At 54.1% G+C, this 26,507-nt stretch carries 29 protein-coding genes and 1 pseudogene; 2 read left to right on the top strand and 28 right to left on the bottom strand.

All coding sequences use genetic code 11. The features are described from left to right. Positions 1 to 120: 120 nt before the first annotated feature. From FGQ86_RS16520 to FGQ86_RS12940, 3 genes are all read right to left on the bottom strand, one after another. On the bottom strand, positions 121 to 465 hold the full coding sequence (locus tag FGQ86_RS16520) for an SHOCT domain-containing protein (RefSeq protein ID WP_207742309.1): 345 nt from the start codon (positions 463 to 465) through the stop codon (positions 121 to 123). Positions 466 to 606: 141 nt separating this feature from the next. Continuing rightward, complete coding sequence (locus tag FGQ86_RS12945) at positions 607 to 2,106, bottom strand: N-acetylmuramoyl-L-alanine amidase (RefSeq protein WP_138304485.1); 1,500 nt, start codon at positions 2,104 to 2,106, stop codon at positions 607 to 609. Next, entirely contained in the window at positions 2,107 to 2,529 is a 423-nt protein-coding gene (locus FGQ86_RS12940; RefSeq protein WP_138304483.1) for a phage holin family protein, read from the bottom strand. It abuts the gene before it with no gap. A 195-nt stretch (positions 2,530 to 2,724) separates the two neighbouring features. Here FGQ86_RS12940 and FGQ86_RS12935 point away from each other — a divergent pair, with 195 nt between their 5' ends. After that, positions 2,725 to 3,024 (top strand): hypothetical protein, encoded by a 300-nt coding sequence (locus tag FGQ86_RS12935; RefSeq protein ID WP_138304481.1) that lies wholly within the window; start codon positions 2,725 to 2,727, stop codon positions 3,022 to 3,024. Next, positions 3,021 to 3,353, top strand: a complete 333-nt coding sequence (locus FGQ86_RS12930) for a SymE family type I addiction module toxin (protein ID WP_138304478.1) — start codon at positions 3,021 to 3,023, stop codon at positions 3,351 to 3,353. The genes FGQ86_RS12935 and FGQ86_RS12930 overlap by 4 nt, the downstream gene beginning before the upstream one ends. A 17-nt stretch (positions 3,354 to 3,370) precedes the next feature. Here the strand turns inward: FGQ86_RS12930 and FGQ86_RS12925 are convergent, their stop codons facing one another. The 25 genes and pseudogenes from FGQ86_RS12925 to FGQ86_RS12805 all read right to left on the bottom strand — a co-directional run bounded on the left by FGQ86_RS12925 (position 3,371) and on the right by FGQ86_RS12805 (position 26,337). Continuing rightward, positions 3,371 to 4,762: a hypothetical protein gene (locus FGQ86_RS12925; RefSeq protein WP_138304476.1), complete on the bottom strand. Its 1,392-nt coding sequence runs from the start codon at positions 4,760 to 4,762 to the stop codon at positions 3,371 to 3,373. Between the two features lie 20 nt (positions 4,763 to 4,782). Beyond that, complete coding sequence (locus FGQ86_RS12920; protein ID WP_138304474.1) at positions 4,783 to 6,681, bottom strand: hypothetical protein; 1,899 nt, start codon at positions 6,679 to 6,681, stop codon at positions 4,783 to 4,785. Between the two features lie 123 nt (positions 6,682 to 6,804). Beyond that, positions 6,805 to 7,224, bottom strand: a complete 420-nt coding sequence (locus tag FGQ86_RS12915) for a nuclear transport factor 2 family protein (protein ID WP_138304472.1) — start codon at positions 7,222 to 7,224, stop codon at positions 6,805 to 6,807. 74 nt (positions 7,225 to 7,298) lie between these two features. Then, positions 7,299 to 7,661, bottom strand: a complete 363-nt coding sequence (locus FGQ86_RS12910) for a hypothetical protein (RefSeq protein ID WP_138304470.1) — start codon at positions 7,659 to 7,661, stop codon at positions 7,299 to 7,301. A gap of 3 nt (positions 7,662 to 7,664) precedes the next feature. Continuing rightward, positions 7,665 to 10,598 carry a phage tail tape measure protein gene (locus FGQ86_RS12905; protein ID WP_138304468.1) on the bottom strand — a complete coding sequence of 978 codons (2,934 nt, stop codon included), beginning with the start codon at positions 10,596 to 10,598 and terminating at the stop codon, positions 7,665 to 7,667. A 216-nt stretch (positions 10,599 to 10,814) separates the two neighbouring features. Further along, on the bottom strand, positions 10,815 to 11,192 hold the full coding sequence (locus tag FGQ86_RS12900; RefSeq protein WP_138304466.1) for a hypothetical protein: 378 nt from the start codon (positions 11,190 to 11,192) through the stop codon (positions 10,815 to 10,817). Then, entirely contained in the window at positions 11,189 to 11,833 is a 645-nt protein-coding gene (locus FGQ86_RS12895) for a major tail protein (protein WP_138304463.1), read from the bottom strand. The genes FGQ86_RS12900 and FGQ86_RS12895 overlap by 4 nt, the downstream gene beginning before the upstream one ends. Beyond that, entirely contained in the window at positions 11,834 to 12,154 is a 321-nt protein-coding gene (locus FGQ86_RS12890; RefSeq protein ID WP_138304461.1) for a hypothetical protein, read from the bottom strand. Position 12,155: 1 nt separating this feature from the next. Continuing rightward, entirely contained in the window at positions 12,156 to 12,536 is a 381-nt protein-coding gene (locus FGQ86_RS12885; RefSeq protein WP_138304459.1) for an HK97 gp10 family phage protein, read from the bottom strand. 2 nt (positions 12,537 to 12,538) lie between these two features. Next, positions 12,539 to 12,871, bottom strand: a complete 333-nt coding sequence (locus FGQ86_RS12880) for a phage head closure protein (protein ID WP_138304457.1) — start codon at positions 12,869 to 12,871, stop codon at positions 12,539 to 12,541. Continuing rightward, positions 12,871 to 13,143 carry a head-tail connector protein gene (locus tag FGQ86_RS12875; protein WP_138304456.1) on the bottom strand — a complete coding sequence of 91 codons (273 nt, stop codon included), beginning with the start codon at positions 13,141 to 13,143 and terminating at the stop codon, positions 12,871 to 12,873. The genes FGQ86_RS12880 and FGQ86_RS12875 overlap by 1 nt, the downstream gene beginning before the upstream one ends. Before the next feature lie 63 nt (positions 13,144 to 13,206). After that, positions 13,207 to 14,415: a phage major capsid protein gene (locus FGQ86_RS12870; protein ID WP_138304454.1), complete on the bottom strand. Its 1,209-nt coding sequence runs from the start codon at positions 14,413 to 14,415 to the stop codon at positions 13,207 to 13,209. Between the two features lie 13 nt (positions 14,416 to 14,428). Beyond that, positions 14,429 to 15,157 carry a head maturation protease, ClpP-related gene (locus FGQ86_RS12865; RefSeq protein WP_138304452.1) on the bottom strand — a complete coding sequence of 243 codons (729 nt, stop codon included), beginning with the start codon at positions 15,155 to 15,157 and terminating at the stop codon, positions 14,429 to 14,431. After that, positions 15,054 to 16,412, bottom strand: a complete 1,359-nt coding sequence (locus FGQ86_RS12860; RefSeq protein ID WP_138304450.1) for a phage portal protein — start codon at positions 16,410 to 16,412, stop codon at positions 15,054 to 15,056. Before FGQ86_RS12860 ends, FGQ86_RS12865 begins: the two co-directional genes overlap by 104 nt. 17 nt (positions 16,413 to 16,429) lie before the next feature. After that, positions 16,430 to 18,031 carry a terminase TerL endonuclease subunit gene (locus FGQ86_RS12855; protein ID WP_171031572.1) on the bottom strand — a complete coding sequence of 534 codons (1,602 nt, stop codon included), beginning with the start codon at positions 18,029 to 18,031 and terminating at the stop codon, positions 16,430 to 16,432. Positions 18,032 to 18,123: 92 nt separating this feature from the next. Continuing rightward, on the bottom strand, positions 18,124 to 18,870 hold the full coding sequence (locus tag FGQ86_RS12850; protein WP_009269261.1) for an alpha/beta hydrolase: 747 nt from the start codon (positions 18,868 to 18,870) through the stop codon (positions 18,124 to 18,126). Positions 18,871 to 18,945: 75 nt separating this feature from the next. Continuing rightward, a pseudogene (locus tag FGQ86_RS12845) lies at positions 18,946 to 19,158 on the bottom strand (hypothetical protein). Then, the gene (locus FGQ86_RS12840; RefSeq protein WP_138304446.1) at positions 19,148 to 19,621 is read right to left on the bottom strand and encodes a gamma-glutamylcyclotransferase family protein; all 474 of its coding nucleotides are present in this window, start codon (positions 19,619 to 19,621) and stop codon (positions 19,148 to 19,150) included. Before FGQ86_RS12840 ends, FGQ86_RS12845 begins: the two are co-directional and overlap by 11 nt. Before the next feature lie 81 nt (positions 19,622 to 19,702). Next, positions 19,703 to 20,653, bottom strand: coding sequence for an amidoligase family protein (locus FGQ86_RS12835; protein WP_138304444.1), 951 nt, complete (start codon positions 20,651 to 20,653; stop codon positions 19,703 to 19,705). Positions 20,654 to 20,801: 148 nt separating this feature from the next. Beyond that, positions 20,802 to 21,047, bottom strand: a complete 246-nt coding sequence (locus FGQ86_RS12830) for a DUF4314 domain-containing protein (protein ID WP_138304442.1) — start codon at positions 21,045 to 21,047, stop codon at positions 20,802 to 20,804. Then, a complete protein-coding gene (locus FGQ86_RS12825) occupies positions 21,031 to 21,840 on the bottom strand; it encodes a virulence protein (RefSeq protein ID WP_138304440.1) in 810 nt (269 codons plus the stop codon). The genes FGQ86_RS12830 and FGQ86_RS12825 overlap by 17 nt, the downstream gene beginning before the upstream one ends. Before the next feature lie 97 nt (positions 21,841 to 21,937). Continuing rightward, entirely contained in the window at positions 21,938 to 23,749 is a 1,812-nt protein-coding gene (locus tag FGQ86_RS12820) for a DNA cytosine methyltransferase (RefSeq protein WP_138304438.1), read from the bottom strand. After that, entirely contained in the window at positions 23,742 to 25,001 is a 1,260-nt protein-coding gene (locus FGQ86_RS12815; protein WP_347562521.1) for a site-specific DNA-methyltransferase, read from the bottom strand. The genes FGQ86_RS12820 and FGQ86_RS12815 overlap by 8 nt, the downstream gene beginning before the upstream one ends. Next, positions 24,998 to 25,783 (bottom strand): S-adenosylmethionine synthetase N-terminal domain-containing protein, encoded by a 786-nt coding sequence (locus FGQ86_RS12810; RefSeq protein ID WP_138304434.1) that lies wholly within the window; start codon positions 25,781 to 25,783, stop codon positions 24,998 to 25,000. The genes FGQ86_RS12815 and FGQ86_RS12810 overlap by 4 nt, the downstream gene beginning before the upstream one ends. A gap of 5 nt (positions 25,784 to 25,788) precedes the next feature. Continuing rightward, entirely contained in the window at positions 25,789 to 26,337 is a 549-nt protein-coding gene (locus FGQ86_RS12805) for a P27 family phage terminase small subunit (RefSeq protein WP_138304433.1), read from the bottom strand. Positions 26,338 to 26,507: the final 170 nt, after the last annotated feature.

The following is a 26,507-nucleotide window of genomic DNA, read 5'->3' as shown; positions in this document are numbered from 1 at the left end:
TGATTTATTTGAAATGCATTTCTGCAATTCATACAAAATATTCATTTTAGGTCTTGACTTTTAATAGTTAGACTTTCGGTACGGACATATTCGCTCTGACACCTGCAAATAGCAAGTCATTCAGGGCATAATCCGCGCCAGACAGGGAGAGAAAGTCTGGCGGTTTTTCGCCGTAATTTTGTCTAATTCACCCTCAGAAATCAGGTCTGCCTCCCGCAGCTTTTTCAGCAGCTTTTGCGCCATGTAATAGTCAAATTCTGATTGCAACATCTCCTGTGTAAAAAGTGCCCCTGTTACAGGATGAATATTTTTCTCAGCTTCTTCACCTCTCTCTGTATTTCTTTCCCATCGCACTTTACTGCCTTTCCTGATATCTCCCATATTCCTTAAGCCATCCGCAGGTTCTCCATTTACCTTTTCTTTTTTCTGGTGCAAAACAATTATAGATTTCTGTTTCTCCATCATTGTCCCTCCAATCAGCAAGGGCTTTCCCCTTCTAACTCTGAAAGGACAAATTTTCCGCTTTCCAGCGGATAAATAAAAAAAATCCCGTGTATAATCAGCTTTCTTCAGCCAACCATACACGGGATTTTAACATTCTTAAGGTTATGAAATTTTTTCAGTATAATCAAGAGAAATCCATCCAGCTCCAGATTTCAAGCGTCCCCATCCAGTGTCTGAGCCTTTGCCTGTCTGCATCTCTACAATGGTAAACACGCCCTTACCGGTAAACTTCCCCGTCTTGGCATAGTCCGTCCCCGGCCCTTTGCGGATGTTTAAATCTGTAATGGAAACCCGTACCAGATATGGTGAAAAGGATACCTCTTTCGGCGTATAAATATTTACACCATTTACATCGAACACACAATATCCCGGATTCTCATCCGCGCAGTTCTTTGCGTTCTCCAGAACACGGAAAGCCCCGATCTGCGACTTAGCGTCCGCCCAGGTCTTGCGAACCCGGTACCAGATGTCGGCAGTCCCAGAAGCGCCGCCCGCCGTACCGCAGATATTCTTCAAGATAGTCAGGATTTTCTCCCCATATCCGGCTCCGGCCGCCCAGCCTTTTCCCTGGGGGTTTTCCTGCTGGCCGAGCCACTCCACATATTCCGCGCTGCCCCTGGTGACGTACTCAAAACGCGGGTCAATGCAAACATTTTGCAAAGCATCGGTGGAAGCATACGCTTTCAGGTGCTGGATCTGCGCCCGGATACCGAGCTCCGACGTGTCAAAGGAATTGCCCTTCAGCCCGTTACTCGTCACGCCCATCCCGCAGAAGTTGTTCTGGTCCAGTGTGACCGCAGAGCCGGAGAAGGTAAAGTTCCCGGTTTCCAGGCAGGACTGCGCGAAGGCGATGTCGCCGCGCACGCCCTCTGCCTGTCCCTCGGAAAGATAGAGTGGAATCATATCCAGAACGCTCTGCGGAACTTGCGGGTTCTTCCCCTGGATGTAGGTTTTCATCTGCTCTGCCGTAGCCACGGCGCCTCCCATGATCTTGGTATAGCCGCTGGTTTCCGCAAAGGAACCGCCGTCCATCGCCTCTTTAACCGCCTGACGGAAGGCGTCCATCGTGTAGCCCATACCAAGCTGTGTCCAGAGATGCTCCGGGTCGCCGTGGTTGGAAGCGATGCCCCAGCTGTGTCCTTCCCGGTGGCTGATGATCACGCCGTCTGCGGTCGGGTTCAGGCTGTACTGCCTGCACAGCATGGCAAACAGTTCCACAGCCGCTTCATAGGTACGCTTCGCCACAGCCTTTGCCGTTGCAGTATCGGAGCAGGTAAAATTCGCCCCGCTTGTGTACTTGACACAAGCAGGCTCGCACATCTCCACACCGATGTGGGTGTTGTTGCCACTGCCCTTGCTGCCGGAGCCGCAGTGCCAACCCCGGTGGTTCCAGGGAAGGGTCTGGTATACCGTCCCGTCATTGCCGTCAATAAAACCATGCACACAGGCATTGTCATAGGACGGGCTATTCCAGCTATTAATAAACACAGACGCTTTCGGCTGCGGGCAGCCCACGGAATGGAGCATCAGCCCCTTGACCGTGATCTTCCTCCCTGCCGTATAGCAGGGATTTTTCGTTAAAATGCTCTGTACAAGCTTCATCTATTTCTCCTCCGTTTCTATTTTTTCCGCCCTGTCATGGAGCTGCTCTAATACCGTTTTGACCCTTTCCGGAATGGGAAGTCCCAGATGCCCTGCATTCTCCAGCAGGCTCACGCCTTCATTGGAGATGTAGAAAAAGATCACTGCTGTCCGTAAGACCGCCCCGGTGCCGACCACCTGCACATCGATGATATTGGCAATGCCGACCAGCAGGAAAATCAGCACCTTGCGGAAGATCCCTTTAAAGCCGACCGCGCTGGATAACTTCCTATCGATGACGGCGCACATCACACCCGTGATGTAGTCGATCGCCACAAAGGCGATGAGCGCATAAAGCAGGCCGTCACAGCCGCCAAGGAAGTACCCAAGCCAGCCGCCCACAGCGGTAAAGATGAATTGAATGGTGTTCCAGAATTCTTTCATAACGAAATCCCTCTCTTTCCTGAACGAAAAAGGACGCCCTATAAGAGCGCCCGTCTGTAAGTTTCTATATACAGTGCCTTCCCGCACAATTCTGCGGGTAAAGATTTGTGCAGTTTATGGCACAAAATTAGGTTGCTATTCCTGCCGGACAGAGTGATAGATACAATCACAAAAACCGCAGGAAGGAGGTCAAAAATGTTTACTGCGAAGGAACTGAAAAACATTGATGCCGGGTACTTTTCCGTCATCGCATCCGGCGGATGTACCCTTACGCTCCAGTCAAGGAATACCGGCCACTGTTGGCACATCCTGCTGCAGGAGTACCCGCATTTCAGAAGCTGTCTGATCTACCACACCCATCGCAGGGGAACACCCTATCACGAGCATGGCCACGAAGCCACGCTTTCCGGCTGTCTCAGCCAGATCCGAAACCACGATGCCTGCTGGCTTTCCAGGAAAAGCCGCCGTAAACCGCACAAGGAGGTACGCCCATGAAGCAGAAAAACATCAAAGTAGCATACACCAGCCGCTGCACCGGCGGCTCCTACACCCAGGTCCCGAAGATCCAGATGGAGGGCAGATGGCTTGAAGATCTTGGCTTTTCCATCGGCAGCACCATCGTAGTAGAGTATGACGAAGGTTCCATCCGTATCCGACAAATGACGGGGGAAGAACTGGCTGACTGCCGGAGGGAACAACTTAAAAAGGAACTTGCAGCCAAATCTGCATCCATCCGCAAACTCCAAAAAAGCCTGAACGGGGATCTCCAAGCACTTTCCCTTGTAGCGGAAAGTCCCCACAGCTACCGCTCCCGAACGAAATGACCTGCTAACTTCAGGACTCACTCCTCCGTCAGCGTGTAGGTGATCTTCATGGTTTTGTCCACGGTCTTTACCACCGCTGACGGAAGGTTATTGATGGACGCCAAGTAAGGGGTCAGCAGATAGGCTGTCCGATACTCATTCCCATAGCTGCCGCCCCAGCCGACCAGGAAGTTCTTGTACTGGAACAGGGGAGTAGCGGCATTATTAAGCCTTGCGCTCCCCTGGGTGTGGACCACCGTATCCTCCGCTGTGATCTGGAAGTCCCCGCCGATGATCAGATCCCCAATAAGTGTCAGATACAGTTCACAGGAGCCGGTTTCGCATAAAGGCGTCCATTCGGATGTAAAGCCAAACTCAATCAGTGTCACATCGGTGGAGTTGGCCAGATTGATTTTGTAAATCCCCGTCTTGTCATAGGCCGGCACATACAGATACCCGTCCCGGACACAGCATTTCACACTCCGTTCCGCAAAGGTATCAAGGTCGCGGGTACCCACATCCATCAATTTCGCGTTGGACAGTGTCCACTGGCCTTCGGTAAAGGAATAGTCTGTCTTGGAGATTTTGATCCAGAGCATCACGGCATCCCCCGAAGAGTTTTCCTCATTGGAAAAGCCGTACCAGTACCCGTCCTGCCCGTCCATGAACTCCCCATATTTCGTATAGCTGCCGAGGAATTCAAAGGTCTCCGGTGTCAGCACTTCGTCCTCCAGGACGGTATAGGTGGAATCATCCAGCCGCTCGTTTAGCCCGATGGAAAAGACCGGAATCCGCAGCTTCCGAATCCGGACACTGTCATTTTCGTAAGTGATGGAGTAGAGCAGATTGTTCTCAAAATCCATCTCCACGGCTTCAAAAAGGACCATCTTGTTGGCATCCGGGATTGCCCCGATATCCGCAGCTTTTAACTGCAGGAAGGTGCTGGCGTCCCCCACAAGGCTCCCGTAGGCATTCTGTCCGCCGAAAGAGCTGGTGAGCGCCACTGCAGCAATGGTTCCATTCCCCTGACTGGGCGTAAACTCCCAGACAAACTTATAGCCATTAGCAATGGCCATGCTCTCCGTCAGGTTCAGACTTCCTCTGGCGGTGTTTGCCGTGGAATTCACATCGTTGGACGCATATGCCACCGGGAGGTTGTCGGACATTTCATAGATATGTCCCGCATCTTCTTCCAAGGTCTTGGAGAACAGCAGGATGCCGCCGATCATGTTAGGACAGATGGGCAGAAGGCTCTCGTTCCACAAAACTGCCGCATCGTATTCCCCGGTGGCGGCATAAAAGATCCCCATTGGGTTCAGGCCAAGGATATTGTTTACTGCTTCCGTGATCATATTCTCTTCCGTGACGGTTTCCACATCCCCTGTGGCCTCATCCGTCAGTTCAATCGTCATAACGCCTTTTAAAACCATAATCGCAATCCTCCCGTTGCTTAAGTGAGTGTGACCGGCCGGCAGAATGCGCCGATCCCAGTCCTTCCCGTCATAGTATCCGCATAGCTTTTCTGTACCAGTTCCATCGTCCCCACATCGATTGCCTCCGTAAAGCCCCTTGCCTGAAGGCCGCCGCTGACAGAAAATAGTGCCGACGTTTCCTCAATGTCAATCCTGCCATCCCAGGCCGCTGCGGCAGCCATTGCCTGGCCGCTGATGGAAGCGATGCAGTCCCCGATCCCCACACTGCCGAAGCCGTCCTCCATCCGCAGATAAACGTTGAAAGTGTTGGTGATGTTCGGCACGATATTTTCAATGGGATAATACAAAGACAGGATGTGCTTCCCGCTGTGCCAGGTCTCCACCGGATGATGGAGCAGGATCTCCGCGTTGTTCAGTTCAAAGGTCACATGGCAGACCGCCTTCCCGTCCTCCGTCCAGGTCACCGGCAGGCTTACATCCACGGAAATATCCGTGGTCTCTCCCCCGGCAGCGCTATCCTCAGCATCCCCAGCTTCCGGTTCCGTCCCGGACGGGCCGTTCTCCGTTCCAGCATTTCCTTCCACCGCCCCGCTTCCGGGCGAAGGGAGCGGGATCACGATGGTGCCGCTGGCCTGGGCGGATTTCTCCACCGCCTGCGCTTTCACATCCACCACCACCTGCCCGAAAAACTGGGCGTGGTTTTCCTCTTTGGAAGCGAACTCAATGCTGATGATCCGCACATCTGTTTCCCCGATGGTATACTCAGAGGCGTTCGTAAAGGTATGGATCCCGATTTTCCCCGCCTCGATCTGATTTAACAGCCCGGAGATGTTCTTGTCATTCTTGGACTTTGCCTGGGAAAGCCTGGGATTCTTCCCCACGCATTTCAGGCTCTGCCTGCCGCCGAGCTTGACCGTAAAGGACGTCACGCAGGTAATCTGCTTGGCGTCCGCCTGCCCGCCGGAGAAGGTCAGCACATCCCCCAGATCCAGCGCGGGATTGCCAATGGTATCGGAATCAAAGGGCACATAATTAACCGTAGATAAAGCGGTGAGGATATTGCGGCAAAGTTCCGCCCTTGTCTCTTCCAGACCGAACTGCAGAAGGGGATTAGTCCCAAGGTTCATGGTCAGCCCGTCGTCTGTTTCCAGGGCGTAGTACTCGGAAGTCTGCGTCCGCAGGTTGGTAGAACTGACCGCCGTATACCGGGTCACAAAATCAGAGAAACTGCTGGAAAACCGGTGCTTCTGCTGGATCGCTATCACCGGAGTCTCCCCGTACTGCCGAAACTCCAGCTTCCCTTCCCGGTTGATGCAGAAGAAGCCGCCCAACACCTGCGCCGTAAAATACAGCACGTCCCGATAGGTCTCAATGTCATTCTCCGGATAAATGGAGAGCAGTTCTGAACCATTCGGAAGCGCCTCAATCTCCGCCTGTGTCTGTGCCAGCTCCACCCCGCAGGCGGTACTGCACAGCGCCATCATCCCGTAAGCGGTGCCGATGGTCTCAAAACCATTGAAATCCTGGTCAAAACGCAGCATATAGTCGTAAGCTTTCAGTTCCAGCACATGGGCTGTCCGGTTTGCCTCGTTCACTTCAAAGATCCCCATTGGGACAGCTTCGTAAGTCCCGTCTGCAAGCTGCAAGTGATAGGTCAGTTCTACCTTTGCACCCTCAAGCGTATAGCGGTCGATATCCAGGAACAGGCTGATCCCCATCTCTGTCGCATACACCGCACCCAGTTCGATCTCCGAATTGCCGCAGCACTGGGCTGTGATATAGCCGCTGCCTTTCACGATATCCTCCTGCGTAAATGGATACTCTGCTCCAGCTGCAGTTGTTATCTTCCCCGTCCAGTAATACTTCCGGGTGTTCCCCTGCACCGCCTGCAGGAACGCCTCGCTCACCGGGTACATCGGACACCCCTCCTTCCGTTTCCAGGAATCAAAAAAGCACCAATCATTTCTGACTGATGCTCTTGGCAATGTAAAATATCATAATCATCTAACTCAACAACTTAGGATTTGCAGACTAATACGTTAAAACCAACCTGTTTTTTCATCTCTGAATTGAGGCTTATCTCCGTGTTCATAAGGGTCATAGTTATTGATATTACAGCCGAACTCTTTAAGGGACAAAATTTTATTGTTGCTTGTCCACTCAATAAGGGAAACTCCATCAAACGCTTCAATTGCTCCATTTTTCATTTGATTTTTGAAGTACCATTCGACTATGGTCTTATTTTCTTTGTGAAAGAACTGTTTTATATCCCATTGAAGAACGGTGCCACGGGTATTCCATTCATCAAACCAAAGTTTGATTTTTGCAGAGCCGTGATATTCCGGCCCCCAACTTTCGATATAGACGGAATTATCTGTAAAAATCTTGGAAATACCTAAGTCTTTCTTTTGTAACCACATATCAAACCATAAACGGATAATTTTTTCTCTTTCATTCACGATGAAACACCTCCATAACTTCCAATTTGTTCCTCTCAAATATACCACAATTCCTTCCAAAAAAGAATATACATTCAGAACTCCTTCAGCGTAAAACTCACCGTCCACAGCCCCTTCCGGGATGTATCTTTCACAAGAGAAGCCTTATAACCTTCCACATACATCTCCGCTGTCTTCACTGCCAGCGTCTCTGTATCGAAATACCCCACAGTGATCTTTTCCTGCTGTTTAAATTCCGTCAAAATTCTCAGCCATTTCGCAGAAACGGAAAAGGACACCGGGATGCTCACTACACCGGAGCGCACCACATCCCTCTGCACCGTCCCTGCCTCCGTCTCCCCGCCGGAATCCGCCTCCACGTCATCCATCTGCACCTCATAGGAATCCGGCAGGGGGAGGGCTGTGCCGTCAAAAGTCAGATACTGTATAAATGCCATCGCTTACCTCCCTCCTGACCGCAGGTTCTGTCTCGCCTGCGCCGTTACCACCAGTTCATCCAGTAAAGTGCCACCCACGTACACCGGGATCACGATGTTCCCCTGCGGGCTGGAAAAACCAGACAGGGCTTCCGATACTGCAGAAGATATTCCAGAGATCATATCCGCCATGCTTCCTCCTGCAAAAGCACCATCTGTTTCCCCATACCCGGACACACCTGTCTTTGGAGTGATGATCATGTCCGAAGCCACATCCCGGACGGCTTTCTCCACCAGGCTGCGGCTCTTTTCTATGCCGCCAGCCAGTCCCTTCATGAAGTCCGGCATCCATTTCTCATAATCCGAGAGCGGGCCTTCATCCGGGGCAGAGAAGTGGAGGAAGGACGCGATCCTGCTGGCAATGCCGGATACCGTGTCAACCACTGCCTGCACCATGCTCTTGATGCCGTTGATCAGCCCCTGGATGAAATCCTTGCCCCACTGGAGGGCTTTCCCCGGCAGGCTGGTGATAAAGGAGATTGCCCCGGAAAAGCCGTTTTGGACAACCGATGCCAGCCCGGAAAGGGCGGAACGGATGCCGGAAACCAGATTTTTAAAGGCATTTACCGCCGCATCCTTTAATCCTGTGGCAATATTCACCACCGTAGTCTTGATACCGTTCCAGATATTGGACGCTGTCTGCTTCAGTGTGTTCCAGATCTGTGAAATGAACTGGGAAAGTGCAGAGAAGATGTTCTGGACGCCCTGTTTCAGCGCATTTGCCGCATCGACCGCTGTCTGCCTGATGGCGTTCCAGACCTGTGCGGCTGTATTTTTGATATTGTTCCAGATATTGACGAAAAATGCGGAAACCTGCGACCACAGGCTGCTCCACCACTGCGGGATAGCAGAGAAGAAGTCGATAAACTTCTGCGCCGCCGCAGGGATAGTCTCCGTAAAGAACACCACCACCTTATCCCAAAGTTCCATCAGCTTTGCAGATACCGTCTCCCAAAGCTGGCCGAACCATTCCGTGATCGCGCCCCAGTTTTTCACAATAGCTATGATCGCGGCAATAGCCGCAGCCACTCCGGCAATGATACCGATTACCGGGAGCAGAGAGATATTGAGCGCCCCAAATGCCACGGAAAGCGCTGCGATAACCGGTGTCAGGGCAGTAAAAGCCACAAGCAGCGCTCCGAGGATCACCACGAAGTTCTGCACCGGCTCCGGCAGCATGCCAAAGATCCCACTCACAGTTTCAATGACCGCCACCAGGGGCGGCAGCACCACGTTGGCAAGCTCCACGATCTTCTCGCCCAGCGGGATCAGGGCCTGCTGGAGTTTCCGGGTGTTAGCCTCCATCTCCTGCATGGGAGTGCCTGTCTGGTTAAACAGGTTCTGCGCAGAACCTGCCACGTTGTCGTAGGTTTCGCCTACAGAAGTCAGGGACGTGATGAACCTGAGGTTCCCATCCTCGGCCATCGTACCGAAGGCTTCCGCTGCCATGTTCAGGGCCTGCTGCTCGTTGGTACAGTTTGCGATATCCGCCACAATGGAATCGATCACCTGCTTCTGGGTGGCTTCCCCATTCTGCCATGCCAGGAACAGGGACTGGGTCTTCTGGGAATATAGGTCAATGGAATCCCCAATGGTCCCGTCCGCCAGACGGGTGGTCACCTCGTTGATGGCGTCATTGACTTTGTCCAGGTTGTACGCGCCGCCCTGCAGGCCGTTCTGCAGGAGCTGGAAATACTCGGATGCGGAGTAGCCGGCCTGGGCGAACTTGCCGGAATACTCGGACAGGTTGTCGCCCAGCTCGTTGGTCTTATCCAGGCCATTCTGCGTACCCGTGACGATGTAATCCATCGCCTCCTGCGCCGTCATGCCATACTGCTTCATCAGGGCATTGACGCCGCGCAGGGTCTCGTTCATGTCAATTCCGTACAGTTCATCCAGCGTCAGCGCCTGCTGTGTCAGGTGGGTAAGGTCGGTATCGGAAAGCTCCCCAAGGTTCTTCTTTACCATAATGACCGCTTCCGCCACAGAATCCATGCTCTGGCCAACACCGGACCCATAGACTTCTTTGACGACTGCGGCGCTGGCTTCCGCTGCGGCGCTCGTTTCCCCGAAGTAAGCGTTCACCTTTGTGACTGCATTTTCTGTCTCCGCATAAGCGGACACCGCCCTGTCCCCGATATCCTGGATCTTATCCCCAACGGCAGACAGCTGGTCGGCGGCTTCCATGAGGGCTGCTCCCTTTGTGACTCCTGCGATCTCCCCGATATCGCCTGCGGCATCCTGGGCAGCGTCCCCAACATCGTTCAGCTCTTCGATCAGGTTCCGTATCGCCTGCCCGTCATCCACCGTATCCAGGGCATCCGTCAGCTGTTTGATATCCGCCTTGCCGCCGGTAACCGCTTTCCCGATCTTCTCCACAGCCGTTTTTAGCTGGTCTGAGGATGCCGTGCCGTGTCTGATGGCATTTACCAATCGGCTCCCCAGCACATCCGCGTAATCATCCACGTTGGACCCTGTAGCGGTAAACAGCTTATTCAGCCGTTCCGTATTAGAGGAAAGCCGTTCCTGCTCTGACTGCAGGCCGGACAGATCCGCCTTGTAGCGGTCCAGCGTCCCCCTGGTTTCCTCCACCTCGCGCTGGAAGGCCATGTACTGGTCTTTTCCAAGGTTACCCCGCTCAAAGGCTTTCGCCACTTCCTCCTGCGCCTGCTCCAAAGCCTGCAGCTTTCGCTCGGTATCCCCGATGGCCTGCTGCAGAAGTTCCTGCTTCTGGGCAAGGAGGACTGTGTTTGACGGGTCCAGCTTTAGGAGATTGTTCACATCCCGAAGCTGGCTCTGGGTCTTCTTTATGGAATTATTCACGTCAGACAGCGACTTTTCCAGCCCGCTGGTATCGCCGCCGATTTCTACTGTAATCCCCTTGATCCGGCTTGCCATGTGTCACTCACCTCCTGAAATGGACATAGAAAAAGCCCGGAGTATTCCAGGCAGGTTAAAATAAATCGTAATCTCTTTGTGTAGCTACTGTCGCATACTTATATTCATCGTTCCGGCTTTCTACATACATATCGTTGATCAGGCCAATGCTTAAAAGGTCAAGGTCACGGATGGACAGCCCCAGCTGTACGCACCGCAGGAGGAACAGGGGAGTTGTCATTTCCCGGTCAGTCGGGCGAAGTTTTTTTTAGCCTGCACATCCGTCTGGGTATTCAGTCCCCAAAGCTCGATGATCTGAGGCAGCACCTGGTAGATGGAGAAGGTGTTAAAGCTGTCCAGCCATTCTTCCGGCGTGTCCGGGATAGAAGGGTCTGCGTGCTTTGCCATCACATAAGCGATGTTCTCAAACATCTCCAAAGAGAACAGATCAAGGCTGGAATTTTCCGGGTCGTTCTTATCAATGCCCTTTTCCAGATCCCGCAGGTCCTTGAAGATATCCCGGTGGAATTTCATCCGGTAGATCCTGGGGATGGCAGCGGAGGCCTTGAAAGCGACCTCCCGCCCGTCAATCGTGATATTTTTCTTCATGCTCATAAGGTTTCTCCTCCCGTTTCTTCTTCCTCAAAATCCTGCAGGCTGGACTGCTGGGTTCCGGACGTCTCCGGGTCCGTCACCGCCGGCATATACACCGAGGTATACCAGCCGGTATAGACCGTATCCGTGGTGCTGTCCCCGGTGCGGGCCTTCACATAGCCATTGGCCAGGGGAGCCGCCGTGATGGCCAGCGTTTCCGTCTGTACCTCGATCTCCTCCTCATTGGTAGTGGACTCGATGTTCGGCCTTGCCGCCGAGCAGTTATAAAGTACATGGCGGATCTTCTTCACATCCCCGTCAAACTCAAAAAGCAGTGCGAAATTCGCCGTCTCCACGTTGGCATTCTCCACCAGAACGCTGTTATCATCCAGGGACTCCTTTAGCACATCAGTACGGAAACTCTCCGGCACCATCGCAAGTTCCAGGTCGCCTTCATAGCCCATGTTGTTGGAGATCGTATAGTAGGCATACCCATCCGCATAAAAATTGGACGGCTCACCGTTGGGTTCCAGGGACAGGGATACAGCGCCCGGCATTGCCACAGGCGTCCCGAAAGTCACCTCCCCTTCCTCGCTCAACGTGATTAGTGCATAATGCACGTTGCAGATATTGAATTTTACTTTATTCTTCTTATTCGGCATTTACATTCCCTCCATATCAAAAGAGTACAGGACCTCGTACAGCTTCTCGCTGCCGATCCATGTCTCTGACTTGTTATAAAAAATCCCCGCCGCATCAAGTACATCCTCCACCTTCTGCTCCGCAGCAAGGTCTTTGCAGTCCGTGTACAGTTCCAGACGCACCTCGCTGACCCTGTGGTACACCTTCCCGTCTGCGGAAAAGTTGCTGCTTCCGGGAAGCAGATAGCAGAGGAACGGCAGCTCCGGCGATTCCCCTTCCGCAAAGTGGTCATAGGCATAGGGGATGCCTATGCTGTCCAAGACCGATAACAATGTTTTCATCTCATCCCTCCAGTACCTTTCGGATTTCTTCTTCCAGGTATTCGACGCCTTTCTGTTCTGCGGAAGCGATATGGGGCTGGGCAGATACGCGCCCGCCGCCGCGCTTGGCGTGTCCGAATTCGAGAAGGTGAGCCAGCTGGTAGCGGTTCCTGGAATGCACTGCCACCGTCAGGCTGCTGGAGGTTTCCTTCATCTTTTTCACTGCCCAGCTTTTTGCGTAGTCCCCAGTGTCCTTTGGCGCATGGGAGCGGATGTCGTTCTTTACCACATCCCCGGCGTCTTTGACTGCCTGCTTCACATCCTCGACGGCAAGATCCGCATATTCCTCAAGAGTGTCCATGATTGCATCCGCCAGACTGCCGACCGGAACATTTCTCCCCATACTCACCGCCTCGCTTTCTGGCATTTGAGCTTTACGGATTTCTTTTTGAAATTCTGGTGGTCAATGCCAAGGATGTTGTATATCTCACCGTTATACACGACTCGGTATTCGTCAGGAGTAACCTCCGACACAGCTTTGCACCACCGGACAGAAAAGTCCGCCTTGGTGTTGTCCACCACCATACCGGCAGAGGTACTCTCATTTGGGGACTCCCCGCTGATGCTGGCATAACACGAATAGAAATCATCCCATTTGCTGATATGGTTCCCAATGTCATCCACTACGACTGTATTTTTCTGTACGGTGACCTTCCGGTTCAAAAGAGCGATATCCATCAGAATTCCTCCTTCCGATTTCCGAACAGGAGTGCCCGAAGCGTCAGGTTTAAGGCGCGGTGGTCGGCTTCCTCCCGGTGTTCATAGAAATATGCCGCCGTAAACATCACGGCGATCTTCCCGTTCTGTGCTGCGGCAAGGTCATCCTCACTGTCCGTGCGCAGGATATCCATGCACTGCCTTACAGCGGCGCGGATCATTCCTTCAATCAGGGTATCGTCATCCCCATAATCCACCCGGAGATAATTCTTCATTTCTTCCAATGTCACCATCGGCCTCACCTCCATAAAAAGACAGGAGCGGTACAGTTGCCCACACCGCCCCGGTTATCCTCATTAGCCCGTAGAACCAGCTTTCTGTACCAACACCTTAACAGCCTCCGGCAGGATCATCTTGCCGTCCACTCTCTGGGAACCAAGGAATCCTACCTGACCGTTTGCCGCATACAGCTCGTTCAGGCGTTTAAAGGAACGCCCCTGGCGGTCCGCGATCCAGTAATAAGAGAAATCGCCGAAAGCGATGGTCTTTGCACCAGCCGCGATCACCGGCATATAGGCAGAGGTCTTCACCGGCCTGCCAAGCAGGGTATCCGGCATACCGGCCACCAGGGACGGCTGCCACAGGTACTGACCCTGGCTGTCCTTCAGCTTGCGGATGGCCTTGATGGTGGAATCGTTCAGCACCCACACCGCTTTCTTGCGGTAAGGCGCCTTCAGGGAGTAGAACAGGTCGATCAGTTCATCAGCCGTGATAGCAGTAGCAGACGCAGCCGTGATTCCGGTCTCCGCGCCGCCGCTGGCTGCCAGGATGCCCAGTGGCTTGCCGGAACCATCCCCGGTAAAGAAGGCTTCCTCCTCCTTGGCGCCGATGCGGCGGGCAAACTCGCGGGAGATGTAGCTTTCCAAGTCAAAGACGCTGTCGTTCAACAGTTCCTCGGAAACCTTGATCATCGTCCCCAGCTTGTACGCCCCGATGGACACCTGGCCGAAGGAGTCATCGCTCTCGGTGTAAGCACCTTCCTCATCGATCCAGGACGCAGTACCCTTGGTCGCCACCACGGGGATCTTCCGGTCGCCGCTGGAGGTCTGGATCACCTTGGCAAGCTGGCGGAATACATTTTCTTCCTCCAACGCCTCCACCAGGGTGCGCTCATACTCATCCGGCACCAGATACCCGCCTTCGGAATCCGTGCCGATCTGCAGCGCATTCAGCACCGTGGGCATGGGCGCTTTGGAGCGCATCATGTTCCAGAAGTTCTGGCGGTACTCATCCGCCGCACGGCCGGTCTTGGTGTCTTCCTTGCTGTTCATGGGCTTGCCCGTCAGGGGCTTATTCAACGGGCGGTTCAGTTCCGCCTCCAGCGCCTCCTGGCGTTCCAGGCGGGCGATCTCCTTGCCCAGGTCGGTGATCTCCTGCTCCATGCGGGTGTAGGCGGCATCATCCTCTGCGGACAGCACGCCCTTATCGGTCCTGTGGGAATCCAGGAATGCTTTCGCCGCTTCCCACGCCTTTGCCCTTTTTTCTCTCAGTTCTAAAATCGTCATGGTCATGTCCTCCTTAAAATCTCAATAAATCAAGCCGCTCGTAGAGGCTGTCTACGCTGCGGCCTGCCGGTTTGTTTTTCGGTTTCGTGGTACATTTCGCCGCAATCTTATCCATGAGGGAATTGACCACAGCTGCTTTGGAATACAGCATGGAAACCGCAGGCGGCTCCATGTCCTCCGGAATCTCCGCCCGTGCCAGGACATCATCGGCAAAGCCAAGCTCCACCGCCTTGTTCGCGTCCATCCAGGTTTCCGCATCCATCAGATGGGAGAGCTTGGCGCGGGACAGCCCGGTCTTGATCTCATAGGCATTGATGATGGAATCCTTGACACTTGCAAGCATCTCGATGGCTTTCTGCATCTCGGCGGTATCGCCCATCGCTACGGTCATGGGGTTGTGGATCATCATCATGGACACCGGGCTGACCAGCACACGGGTCCCAGCCATAGCGATCACGCTTGCAGCGGATGCCGCGATGCCGTCAATCTTGACCGTGACATTGTGCGGATAGTCCATCAGCATGTTATAGATCTGGGCCGCCGCCACACAGTCCCCGCCGGGACTGTTGATCCAGACGGTAATATCGCCGTCCCCGGCCATCAGTTCCTCTTTGAAAAGCTGGGGTGTGACGTCATCGTCAAACCAGCTTTCCTCGGCGATGGTGCCGTTCAGGAACAGCGTCCGTTCCGCCGGAGCTGTCTCCGCCTCCGCCTGGTTCTTCCACTTCCAGAACTTCTTCATCGGGGTTTTCCTCCTTTCCCGTTTGTGTATCTGCAAAAGCCCCCGCATTCCCCAGCGGGAGCATATTGCCGTTGATCAGGTACAGGTCGCCGCCTTCCTCGGCAGGGATGCGGTCCATGTTCTCCAGTTCCCGGATGTCGTTGGCGCTCATCCAGCCGTTCTGCCTTGCGGTAGCGTAGCCGGACATTCTGCTGGCATAATCGCCCCGGAGCAGCCCTTCCACGTTGAACTTGGCAAAATAACTCTTCTTTTCCTCCGCGGAAAGCAGTGTCCTCTGAATGGACTGCTCCCATCGCACTAACCAGGGCTCCAGCGTGTATTTCACGAACTCCAGAGACTGCTGCTCAATATTAGAAAAGCTCGACTTCTCCAGGTCACCCACCATGTGGGGCGGCACCCGGAAAATCCGAGCGATCTCGTTGATCTGAAATTTTCTGGTTTCCAGAAACTGCGCCTGTTCCGGCGAGATGCCAATGGGCGTGTATTTCATGCCCTCCTCCAGCACGGCGATCTTATTGCTGTTGCCGCTGCCTCCAAAGGTGGACTGCCAGCTCTCCCGAACCCTCTGCGGGTCTTTGATGGTACCCGGATGCTCCAGGACGCCGCCGGGAGCAGCGCCGTTGGCAAAGAACTTCGCCCCGTATTCCTCACAGGCAATCGCCATACCGATGGCGTTCTTGGCCATAGCGATGGGACTGTAGCCCACCAGCCCGTCAAAGCCAAGCCCTGGGATGTGCAGCACATCGGAAGGGTGCAGCCGGACAAGGCTGCCTTTCATCGTAGGCGCGTCATCCATGCTGACGGTGTATTCGTAATAAAGCTGTCCATTGCTGTCACGATCCACTGTCATCCTGTCCGGCATCAGCGGATAGAGGGCAATGACCTCGCCCTTGCCGTTTCGGATAATCTGGGCGTAAGCGTTGCCCCACAGGAGCAGGTGCGTCATGAGCGTTTCCCGGAACACGAAGGAACTCATCTCCGGGTTTGGCTCATCATGCAAAAGCAGATACAGCGGATGGTCGCTGGCTTTCTCCTTACCGCCGTCCTCCTTGTAGCGGTATAGGTGCAGGGGAAGCCCAGCCACCGCCTCTGCCAGGATGCGGACACAGGAGTACACGGCGGTCATCTGCATGGCAGACCGCTCGTTCACCCGCTTGCCCGCAGTACTTCCTCCAAAGAAAAAGCTGTAGGCGCTGCCTGCAGTACGGTTCTGGGGCTTATCCCTGGAACGGAAAAGCCCGGAAAAGATACCCATATCGAATCACCATCCTTTCAGATAAACAAAAGGCCCCGGCTGTCATAAACCGAAGCGCCTGTATCATTGCCGCAGCGGATCGCCCGGTCAAGCCCCATGATGGTGGCGATTGCGCCGTCAATTTTCTCTGTGGATTTTTCCTTGTCCGCCTTGATGTTGCCGGCCGGGTCGGTACGGATGAAGATGTTGTCCATCATCCACCGCAGCACCGGGTGGCCGCCGTGGGCGATTTTTTCCTCCAGCACCAGCTTCATCAGTTCCTTGGTGGGCGGGGACATATCCTTAAATCCCTGCCCGAAGGGAACCACCGTAAATCCCATGCCCTCCAGGTTCTGCACCATCTGCACAGCACCCCAGCGGTCAAAGGCGATCTCGCGGATGTTGAACCGTTCGCCCAACTGCTCGATGAATTTCTCAATGTAGCCGTAATGAACCACATTTCCCTCTGTAGTCATCAGCGTCCCCTGGCGCTCCCACAGGTCGTAGGGGACATGGTCGCGCCGGACACGAAGATCCAGCGTTTCTTCCGGTATCCAGAAGTACGGCAGGATGTAGTATTTATCCTCCTCATCCAGCGGCGGGAACACCAGCACAAAGGCCGTGATGTCCGTAGTGGAGGAAAGATCCAGACCGCCGTAGCAGACGCGCCCCTCCAGATCGTCCTCAGAAACCGGGAAGGCGCAGGCGTCCCACTTGTCCAGCGGCATCCAGCGGACGGACTGCTTCACCCACTGGTTGAGCCTTAACTGCCGGAAAGCGTTCTCCTCGCCGGGATTCTGCTGGGCGGATTCACAAGCGGCTTTCACCTTATCAATGCCCACCGTGATGCCAAGGGAAGGATTGGCCTTTTTCCACACCTTGGGGTCTGTCCAATCCTCATCCTCTGCCGCTCCGTAAATAACAGAGTAGAAAGTGGGGTCAACCTTCCGGCCTTCCGCTATGTCGATGGCTTTCTGGTGTACCTCGTAGCAGATGGAGTTGGTATCGTTGCCCGCTGTGGTGATCAGAAAATACAGCGGCTGCATCCGGGCATCCCCGGAACCCTGGAGCATGACGTCAAAGAGTTTCCGGTTGGGCTGGGTGTGCAGCTCATCAAAGATCACCCCGTGGGTATTGAAGCCGTGCTTGTTCGCCACATCCGCCGACAACACCTGGTAGGAACTGTTAGTGGGCAGATAGGTGATTTTCTTCTGAGACTCCAGGATCTTCACCCGCTTGGAGAGCGCCGGGCAGAACCGCACCATATCCACCGCCACGTCAAACACGATCTTCGCCTGGTTACGGTCGGCGGCACACCCATACACCTCGGCCCGTTCCTCACCGTCCCCGCAGAGGAGCAAAAGCGCCACAGCGGCGGCAAGCTCCGACTTTCCCTGTTTCTTGGGGATCTCGATATACGCCGTATTGAACTGCCGGTAGCCGTTGGGCTTTAACACGCCGAACAGGTCGCGGATAATCTGCTCCTGCCAGTCGATCAGTTCAAAGGGCTTTCCCGCCCAGGTACCCTTGGTATGGCAGAGGGACTCGATGAACATGACCGCATAGTCGGCGGCGTCCTTATCGTAGTGCGAGGTCTTCGCCATAAACCTGGTGGGCTTGTATTTTTTCAGCTTCCGCATGGACACCACCTCCAAAATGGCATAAAAATAGCACCGGCTATTTCTAACCGATGCTGATAAAGTTTTTTTGCTTTCATTCAATAAACTGGAAGTTAATGCTGTTTAACAATGGCACACAATTCTTTTACATAGAGATCGGCATGGTTGATGGAAAACTCTCCATGATACATAGCTGGAAGGACATTTAAGCTGCTTTTTTCCAGGGTTTCATGCAGCTTTCTTGCAGAAAGCAAGATACGTTTGTTTTCCCGCTCCCCGACAAACAAATGGATTTCTGCCACACACTCTCCAAGAGACTTCTTCATGAAATACATAGAACTTTCTTGTAAGAACGCAATCATATTTTGCTTCGTAATGCCGCAAGTATCTTGATAATAGTCATTGAAAAGTTCCGGCTTCATTCGAAGTGAACGAAATTGCAGTTTAGAAAACCATTTTTGCCGAATCAACTCATAACAGCTTCCAAATGCCGGCTTAATCAACGAATAAGTTAGCTTGGATGGAATAACCGCTGCGCTCTCGACCATTGCAAAACGGCAAAGGTCTTTTCGCCGAGATAACATTTCAAGTAATATTTGACCGCCGAGAGATAACCCGCCAATCAGCAATACCGAACCTCCAAAGTTCCTATCAATAAAAGAAATGATTTCAGCGGCATTGTCTTCAATTGTTGTAAAATTTTCATCGCTTCCTGCGTGACCATCCAATATCGGGATAATTATCCGAAAATCATTTTGAAGTCGTTCGGACACTTCTCGGTAATTCCACCATGACAAGCCGCCGCCATGCAGAAGAATAATCACATCTCGATTCTGTTTACCGTATTCTTTGTATTGCAACTTGCCTCACCTCACTGCCAATTTCCGATTTGTCTCTATCAAGACATCTTTATTATACAGGAAAATTGTTAGTTTTCAACCAGGCGGTCTTCCCATATGCCGGTGGATCGTTTCAAGAATCTGCTCCTGCTCAGACGGCTTCACTCCGATGGACTGGAGTGCCTGTCTTGTTCCTCAGTCCGGGCAGATAAGCGTTTCGTTGTCCTCTCTGGAAAGCGCCGGAGCGCCGTGGTAGGCCCTGCCGCACAGGGGGCAGACCGCCATCCGGATCACATCATTATCCTTCATATCCGCATACCTCCCTGCATTTATCGTAGGCGTCAACCAGGACGTTTTTATCAAAGCAGAAGGTGTCGTACCCTTCCAGGCAAATCCTCATGTAGAGATTGCTCGGAATCCCTATCGGCCTGTCCTCATGCATGATGTAGGCAAATGCCGTCACCGTTCTGCGCTTCCCCGTGCGAATGCCCTTGTACTGGAGCCGGATGCCCCGCTTGTAGTAAAAATTGGGGAATCCCTCGTAGCGGTCGAGGGCGGCTTCATCGGTCGCCGTCACCTCCCAGACCACCACCGGGACCATGCCGTCTCCGCCTTCCTCAATCGTAAGGTAAGAACCAGTCCTGCTCCCCTTGAAAAGAAGCTCCCAGCCTGTAAGGGAAGCCGTCCCAAGGACTCTGGCTCCGGGGCATCTTCTCAGCATCTGCCGGATATTTAAGTTGCTTCCGTAGGCAATGTAGTATCGTTTCTCCATAACCAAAACCATCCTTTCCGAAGATTCTTCTACCACCTTAAGACCGCCAATGCGGTCGGGGTGGGCCTGCGGCTATGGCCTTCAAGCGGCGTTCCTGCCATGCCGGAAGGCGGTGTCGCCGGAAAGGTTCCTGGTAAGGAAATCCCTGGCTGTGGCGAATTCCTCACCGATGAATCCCAGGCGGAGGAGCCAGGTACGCATCGCGTATTTAGGATTCTCGTTCTGCTGGGGCTTGGGGCTGGCGGTCTTCACCGTCTTTGCCATTTGGCTTAAGGCCAGGCAAAGCTGGATATAGCTTTTCAGCTGCCCTGCGTGGATGCCGCCCCTGTGCTTTTCGGTCGGCTCATCGAACTGGAAGAGCCGGAACTCGATGGTCGCTTTGGTAAAGGTAGCGTGGAGGTTCAGCATATGGTAACGGCTCCCGTTGTAGTGGCGGCTCCTGCCGTGGTCCTCGCCGTGGCTTCCGTACCAGATATCCGCAAGCCCAGCCATCGTCTTTGGCTTCTGCTTATTGACCGCTTCCAGGAATCTTGGGTCTACCGTGCGGCAGTAGCGGCTCATGCGGTAGTGGTCGAGCTTTAAGGCTTCCGCGATCAGGCTCTCATGGCTTGCCATGATGTTGGCGAGGTTCCTGAGCGTCTGCGGCGTGTGCCCCTGCGCCCCGATGTGGATGTGGACGCCGCATCCTCTGGAGGCATCACTCTTGGCACCTGCGTGCCGGAGCTGCCTACAAAGCTCCTGCAGGGTTTCAATGTCGCCGTAGGTCAGGATCGGGGTAACCAGTTCGCATTTCTGCTCATCCGGCCCTGCGATGGAAACATCCTTCTGAAATTTCCACTCCCTGCCGTCTGCGTCCCAGGCGCTCCAGGTGCTGTAGCCGTTGCGGCCTGCGGTATCCTCATATCTGCCGGTCCCGAAAAATTCTGCGGCGGTTTTCGCTGCTTTCCGGCGGGTGATGCTGTTCATCTCGACCTCGACTCCGATGGTCTGTTCCTTCATCCTTTTGATCTGCATTACGGTTCTTTCTGTCATGGTGTGTACCTCCTCGTGGTTTGTTTTCCGTGGGGCTGTTCCCTTTCGGTAGTCTATATATCACTCTGAAGCACACAGATAGCAAGTCAATCCGCAGGCATAAGCTACACAAATATCCGCACCGGAAGAGGCACGTTTTTTGTATAGCTTATGGCAGGCTCTCGTCCTCCGGGCGGCTGAGCTTCCTGACCAGATCCTCGCCGTAAACCACATTTAAGCTGCTGCCGTTATCCCACCGCATAAGCAGGGAGCCGGTATCGTCCACGCCTTTGACGGTACCTTTCGTACCAATGGGTGGGGCCTGGGCATCATCCATCCGAACCAGTTCCACCCGTGTGCCTGCGGGATATTTCTTTCGGATACCTTCCACAGTTTCCCTACTTGGATATTTCATCGCCGGGTACCTCCTTCTTAGCGCCGCTTTTGAAAGCGGAAGAACCAGTCAGGTTCTTTAACAGGATTTTTCTTTCAGTTTTATATTCTGCCCCGATAAATCCGAGCCGGAGCAGGAAGCAGCGGAAGGCATACTTCTCATTCTCCACAGCCTTTACTGTAACCGTCACCCGTTTGGCATTTTTGCTCATCTCGCAGAGTGCGGAAAGGAAGTGGGTGTAAGCCTGGACCGCATCGGAATCCGGAAGTTCCTCGAACCAGGGGAATGTCACGCGGTCATCCTGAAACTCAATGGGCAGAGCATCCACACCAAGTGCCTTTTTAATCAGGTTTCCCTTGGCATCCAGCAGTCTGGTGAGATTTCCAACGTCCACCTTATCCAGCGGTATCTCGACTGTAAGTCCAGAGGCCATACTCTGTTGTGCAGTGTCCGGAGAGTCCCCGGTATCTGCAATTCCCATATCTTCCATGATGGGATCTGCCTTAACAGTCTCTGCAGTCTCTTTCGTATCTCTTTCAGAAGATTCCATTTCTCCCTCTGCAGGAGCTTCTCCCATATCCTGTGGCTCACATTCAAAGCCTGCCGCTGCGACAGCCTCCAACACCTGCTCGACTTCACCACTACCGGCACGTTCATCAAAGAGGAGCGTCCCATCCCTGGTGACTGTAAAATAGCTGATCTTGTAATTGCATGTCGGCATATATTGGTATTCTGCCCTTGCCCCAATGGTATCGGCGATGGCCTTGACCAGTTCCTTGCGCTTTGCGCCTGTCACGTTATATCTGATTTCCATGTGCGTCCCTCCTTCGGTTTTGGTAGTACATTCATCACTCTTTACGCCGTAAATAGCAAGCAGATACCGCACATTTTGCCGTAGAAGAAACGCCGGATTATCCCTCCGGTAACTGTGCATAGTACACAATACCGGAAAGCACGAAGTAAACATTGGGGAGCGCCACGCCGTTGCCCCACATTTTATATTCGGCGCTGTCGGAGTGGGGATCTTTCAGCCACTTGACGATCTGGTTCCGGCTCTTTGGCCTGGAGGAAGTTCCCACAACCAGTCGGTGTGTCTCAAACACCTCTGTCCAGAACTCCATCTCATCCTCAGTCGGCTCGTCTGTTCCAAGTCCAGCGCACCACCAGTCCGGAAAGCCCTGCAGCCTTGCGCACTCGGTGGGCGTCAGCCTGCGGACAATGTACTCCGGCTCGGTCTCGTTTACCACAGGCGGGTCCTTATAGTCCCTTGCCATCAGGGTCGGGGACTGTTCCTTCAGCGTCTGGGTATAATTGCCGGTGGTCATACAGTAAGCCACCGCATGACGGTCGGCGGCATCCAGCGTAAAGGACACATCCTCGTTGACACCACTGCCCTGGGGACCGTTCTTATCTGCCCGGCCAATCATGGAACCCTGCAGGGCCACCACAGCCATACCGCCCTGGTTGCAGGTGGGATTGCCGCCGCTCCTGTCCAGGCACCGGGAGGTGTCCGCTTCATAAAAACCGCTGTGGGGATTGTCCGACAGCATGGAGTGGCTCTGCTTGGAACAGATGCCATAAACCTTCGGCACGAACACCGTCTGGTCGTTGCTGCATCCCAACGTGGCAGATTTATTCTCCTGGAGCAGTGCGCCCTTACCTCCGCCATCACAGCCGGAGCGGATCTTCAGCGTCTTAGGCGTCTCCACTACAAAGGGATGGTTGTTGCCGCCCATGCCATAGGTAGCGTTGACCGTGGGTGCCGTCTCCAAAGGTCCTGTGTATCTGGTGTCCTGGCTATGGTTTTCATAAACCGTCGCCGGCACCGTCCCGGCACGGAGAGTGGGAGAGGTTTCCTCCTCATATCCGATCCCTCTTGCCTGTGCGGAATGCTCGGTACAGAAGCCCGCCGAACCTATCACGCAGGGCGGGTGCCCGTGGTTTTCCGCTCGGAGCGTTGCCGCAACGTCCTCCGTCACATTCATGCGGCTGCCGCCCTGGTCGTTCAGGCAGACGCAGCCTGACGCTCCAGCGCCTTCCTCAAAAGTTCCGGCAGTTCCTTGCCACGAACGGAAGCCCTGCGGAGTATACCCAGACACGCCTTCGGACTCAAATAGTATTTTTCCGGCACTCCCACCTGCAAAATCTGCGACAAGGTAGATACGTTTTCTGCGCTGGGGGACTCCCCAGTACTGCGCATCAAATACCCGCCATGCGAGACTGAAATCGTCCGCCACGATTTCCCCGGCGTTTGCCCATCTCTCAGGTCGAGGAGTATGAATTTCGTATCCTTTGACCGAGCAGATTTTTTCGAGGACGGACTGGAAGTCCGCGCCCTTGTTGGAACTGAACGCGCCGGGGACATTCTCCCAGACGATGTACCTTGGATATTTTCCATCGGTTGCACACCTCATTTCTTTTACAATCCGCATTGCCTCATAAAAGAGGTTACTCCGTGAGCCGTCAAGCCCGGCTCTTTTCCCGGCAATGCTCATGTCCTGGCAGGACGAGCCGAAGGTGATGACATCCACCGGCTCAATTTTCCCACCGTCCATCCGGGAGACATCGCCGTAATGCTTCATAAACGGCAGCCGTTTTGTGGTCACCCGGATAGGGAACGGCTCGATCTCTGAAGCCCACACCGGGGTAATGCCACAGAGCAGGCCGCCCAATGGGAATCCGCCGGAGCCATCAAACAGGCTGCCGAGGGTCAATTTATTCATCTGGTACCTCCACCTCTTTTACAAGGTCGGAGTACATCATCTTTTCTCCGTTTCTCTCCACAAAAATATCCTCTGGCGGGATGCCGTTCTCCACGGCCCTGCGGAGGATGACCGAAGCATATTTCTCATCCAGTTCCATCATGCAGCACACTCGGTTCATCTGCTCGCAGACCATCATGGTGGAGCCGCTGCCGCCAAAAGTGTCGATCACTACAGCGTTCTCCTGGGTGGAGTTCCCGATAGGGTACCCCAGCAGATCCAGGGGCTTGGAAGTCGGGTGGTTGGCGTTGCGCTTCGGTTTATCGTAGTTCCAAATGGTGGTCTGCTTGCGGTCGGAGTACCAGGGGTGCTTCCCGTTCTGCAGGAATCCATACAGTACCGGCTCATGCTGCCACTGGTAGTCAGAGCGTCCCAGCACCAGGGAGTTCTTTACCCAGATACACACGCCCGCCAGATGGAACCCGGCGTCAATGAACGCTTTCCGGAAGTTCAGCCCCTCGGTATCCGCATGGAACACATAGGCCACACCGCCTTTCTCCAGATGCTCCGCCATGCACTTAAAAGCAGAGAGGAGGAAGTTATAAAACTCCTCGTCTTTCATGGAGTCGTTCTGAATGGTCAGGCCACTGGAACTTTTGAAAGAGACGCCATAGGGCGGATCCGTCACAATAAGGTTGGCCTTCCTGCCAGCCATGAGCAGGGCCACATCCTCAGCGGAGGTGGCGTCCCCGCACACAAGGCGGTGCCGGCCCACTGTCCAGACATCGCCCCGCTCCACAAAGGAGGCTTTTTCCAATGCAGCGGTCAGATTGAAATCATCATCCCTGGCTTCGCTGCCAGAATCATCCGCAAACAGGTCGGCCAGTTCCTTCTCATCAAAGCCGGTAAGCAGCGGGTCAAAGTCCATGCCCTGCAGAGACTCGATCTCCACCCGCAGAAGTTCCTCATCCCATCCGGCGTCCATCGCCATGCGGTTGTCCGCAATGATATAAGCTTTCTTCTGCGCCTCGGTGAGATGGTCGGCAAATACACAAGGAACTTCTGTGATGCCTTCCTCCTTTGCCGCCAGGATTCTGCCGTGGCCGGCGATCACATTGAAATCCCGGTCGATGATGACGGGATTGATAAATCCGAACTCCCGGAGGGATGAGCGGAGTTTCGTGATCTGCTCCGGGGAGTGGGTGCGGGCGTTGTTCACATAGGGCACCAGCTTGGCAATGGGCACAAGCTGCATTTCCGTTGTAGTCTTCATCGCACCAGCCCCCATTCCGCAAATTTCTCAAAACCGCCACGCCCCTGGATGTATTTCCGGGCGGTTTCCACGATCTCACGATAGGGAACACCGTCCACTGTATCGTCCCCGATGGCGCAGCACAATTCTACCGTTCTTCCGGTTTCCTGCGCCTTCAGCCATGTGTAGATGTTTACAGACACATCCGCTTTGGAGAGGTCTTTCCCATGAAGCCCGCCGCCCGTCACGGAATCGGCCATATCTGAGCCGAGCTTACGATTGGTCGCACCGGAGTCCACATCCGTGCCGCCTGTCCAGTCGCCCAGGGGATTGACCTCGGCGGTAGGATACAGCTTTTGCAGTTCCTCTGTGGGCGCATTGCTCTGGCAAAGGATCAGCCTTGCCTCGTCAATGATGTACTTCCCATCCGAAGGGTAAGTGTGATACACACTTTTCGCGATTTCACAGAGTGCTTTCTGCTCCTCCGCGACCGGCACCCCTTTGAAAACGCCGTTGTCGCCGCAGCGGATTCCTTCCGCCTGGTTACCGGCGAGGTTCCCGTCCTGCGGCACTTCCACATAATCTGTATAGAGATCCCCAGCGATACGCTTCACGACAGCGTCCACTTCATCCGGCGGGATGTGTACCGAACTCTCCGCAATGATGTGGCAGACGCCGTGGCCGATGAGGACTTCCACAGCGATCCTGGGATTTTCCTCTTTCCTATACGCCGCATCCACCAGAGCGCCGGCGATACGGTCCGCCACCTTATCCGGGTGGCACGGATTTACTTTTTCAAACACAGGTTTCACCCCTTCCTTGCGCGGAGCAGACGCTCCATCAGATCGTCCTGGGGAGAAACCTCCCCGTAATCGGTGCTGCAGTTTTCTTTCACGATTTGGAAAATCTCGTTCCAGAGCCGCACCGCCTGGTTCATATAGTTGATGCCAATGTTAATAAACGGAGACGGGATTGGCTTCTGGGTGGTCGGGTGCTTAGAGAGGAAGCCCATGCGGTTGGTCATCTCCTCGCACTGAATCCACCGGGCGCTGCACATGGCATACCGCTCCAGAAGCTGGGGGGACACCTTTGCCGCGCAGCCCACCTTCTTTAACCACTCCCAGGTTTCCGTGTATATCTCCTCCGCCTGGAACGTACTCCCGTCACGCTGCTCGGCAGAGAGAAACTCATGGGGCTTTGGCATATCGACACCCTCAACTTCGGGAATGTCCAGCACTTCCAGCCTGCGTCCGCCCGGATTGCCATTCTCGGCTTTTTCCTTGACCGCAGACTTTTTTCTTCCCGCACCAGGTCTCGCACCGCCGCGCCCGCCTGTGTTGTTGGATTTTGTCGGCATTTTCTCACCCCTTTTCCGCAAAAATATAGCAGCCGCAGCCGGCTGCCCTTAATTACCCTTTTGAAAACGCTTTTTTCATACGCGCGACCCCGCGCCCGTTCCCACGGGGCAGAGCCGTAGAGATTTTGACCGCCCCTGGATTCGCTTTACATTGATTTATAGATTCAATA

This window comes from Clostridium sp. BSD2780061688st1 H5, assembly GCF_005845155.1.
Classification (GTDB): Bacteria; Bacillota; Clostridia; order Lachnospirales; family Lachnospiraceae; genus Claveliimonas; species Claveliimonas intestinigallinarum.
This window is presented reverse-complemented; position numbering and strand designations above follow the sequence as displayed.

Coding starts and splice junctions, on each gene's coding strand:
- FGQ86_RS16520 (WP_207742309.1), bottom strand. CDS start 465: ATGATGGAGAAACAGAAATCTATAATTGTTTTGCACCAGAAAAAAGAA.
- FGQ86_RS12945 (WP_138304485.1), bottom strand. CDS start 2,106: ATGAAGCTTGTACAGAGCATTTTAACGAAAAATCCCTGCTATACGGCA.
- FGQ86_RS12940 (WP_138304483.1), bottom strand. CDS start 2,529: ATGAAAGAATTCTGGAACACCATTCAATTCATCTTTACCGCTGTGGGC.
- FGQ86_RS12935 (WP_138304481.1), top strand. CDS start 2,725: ATGTTTACTGCGAAGGAACTGAAAAACATTGATGCCGGGTACTTTTCC.
- FGQ86_RS12930 (WP_138304478.1), top strand. CDS start 3,021: ATGAAGCAGAAAAACATCAAAGTAGCATACACCAGCCGCTGCACCGGC.
- FGQ86_RS12925 (WP_138304476.1), bottom strand. CDS start 4,762: ATGGTTTTAAAAGGCGTTATGACGATTGAACTGACGGATGAGGCCACA.
- FGQ86_RS12920 (WP_138304474.1), bottom strand. CDS start 6,681: ATGTACCCGGTGAGCGAGGCGTTCCTGCAGGCGGTGCAGGGGAACACC.
- FGQ86_RS12910 (WP_138304470.1), bottom strand. CDS start 7,661: ATGGCATTTATACAGTATCTGACTTTTGACGGCACAGCCCTCCCCCTG.
- FGQ86_RS12905 (WP_138304468.1), bottom strand. CDS start 10,598: ATGGCAAGCCGGATCAAGGGGATTACAGTAGAAATCGGCGGCGATACC.
- FGQ86_RS12900 (WP_138304466.1), bottom strand. CDS start 11,192: ATGAGCATGAAGAAAAATATCACGATTGACGGGCGGGAGGTCGCTTTC.
- FGQ86_RS12895 (WP_138304463.1), bottom strand. CDS start 11,833: ATGCCGAATAAGAAGAATAAAGTAAAATTCAATATCTGCAACGTGCAT.
- FGQ86_RS12890 (WP_138304461.1), bottom strand. CDS start 12,154: ATGAAAACATTGTTATCGGTCTTGGACAGCATAGGCATCCCCTATGCC.
- FGQ86_RS12885 (WP_138304459.1), bottom strand. CDS start 12,536: ATGGGGAGAAATGTTCCGGTCGGCAGTCTGGCGGATGCAATCATGGAC.
- FGQ86_RS12880 (WP_138304457.1), bottom strand. CDS start 12,871: ATGGATATCGCTCTTTTGAACCGGAAGGTCACCGTACAGAAAAATACA.
- FGQ86_RS12875 (WP_138304456.1), bottom strand. CDS start 13,143: ATGGTGACATTGGAAGAAATGAAGAATTATCTCCGGGTGGATTATGGG.
- FGQ86_RS12870 (WP_138304454.1), bottom strand. CDS start 14,415: ATGACGATTTTAGAACTGAGAGAAAAAAGGGCAAAGGCGTGGGAAGCG.
- FGQ86_RS12865 (WP_138304452.1), bottom strand. CDS start 15,157: ATGAAGAAGTTCTGGAAGTGGAAGAACCAGGCGGAGGCGGAGACAGCT.
- FGQ86_RS12860 (WP_138304450.1), bottom strand. CDS start 16,412: ATGGGTATCTTTTCCGGGCTTTTCCGTTCCAGGGATAAGCCCCAGAAC.
- FGQ86_RS12855 (WP_171031572.1), bottom strand. CDS start 18,031: ATGCGGAAGCTGAAAAAATACAAGCCCACCAGGTTTATGGCGAAGACC.
- FGQ86_RS12840 (WP_138304446.1), bottom strand. CDS start 19,621: ATGGAGAAACGATACTACATTGCCTACGGAAGCAACTTAAATATCCGG.
- FGQ86_RS12835 (WP_138304444.1), bottom strand. CDS start 20,653: ATGACAGAAAGAACCGTAATGCAGATCAAAAGGATGAAGGAACAGACC.
- FGQ86_RS12830 (WP_138304442.1), bottom strand. CDS start 21,047: ATGAAATATCCAAGTAGGGAAACTGTGGAAGGTATCCGAAAGAAATAT.
- FGQ86_RS12825 (WP_138304440.1), bottom strand. CDS start 21,840: ATGGAAATCAGATATAACGTGACAGGCGCAAAGCGCAAGGAACTGGTC.
- FGQ86_RS12820 (WP_138304438.1), bottom strand. CDS start 23,749: ATGAATAAATTGACCCTCGGCAGCCTGTTTGATGGCTCCGGCGGATTC.
- FGQ86_RS12815 (WP_347562521.1), bottom strand. CDS start 25,001: ATGAAGACTACAACGGAAATGCAGCTTGTGCCCATTGCCAAGCTGGTG.
- FGQ86_RS12805 (WP_138304433.1), bottom strand. CDS start 26,337: ATGCCGACAAAATCCAACAACACAGGCGGGCGCGGCGGTGCGAGACCT.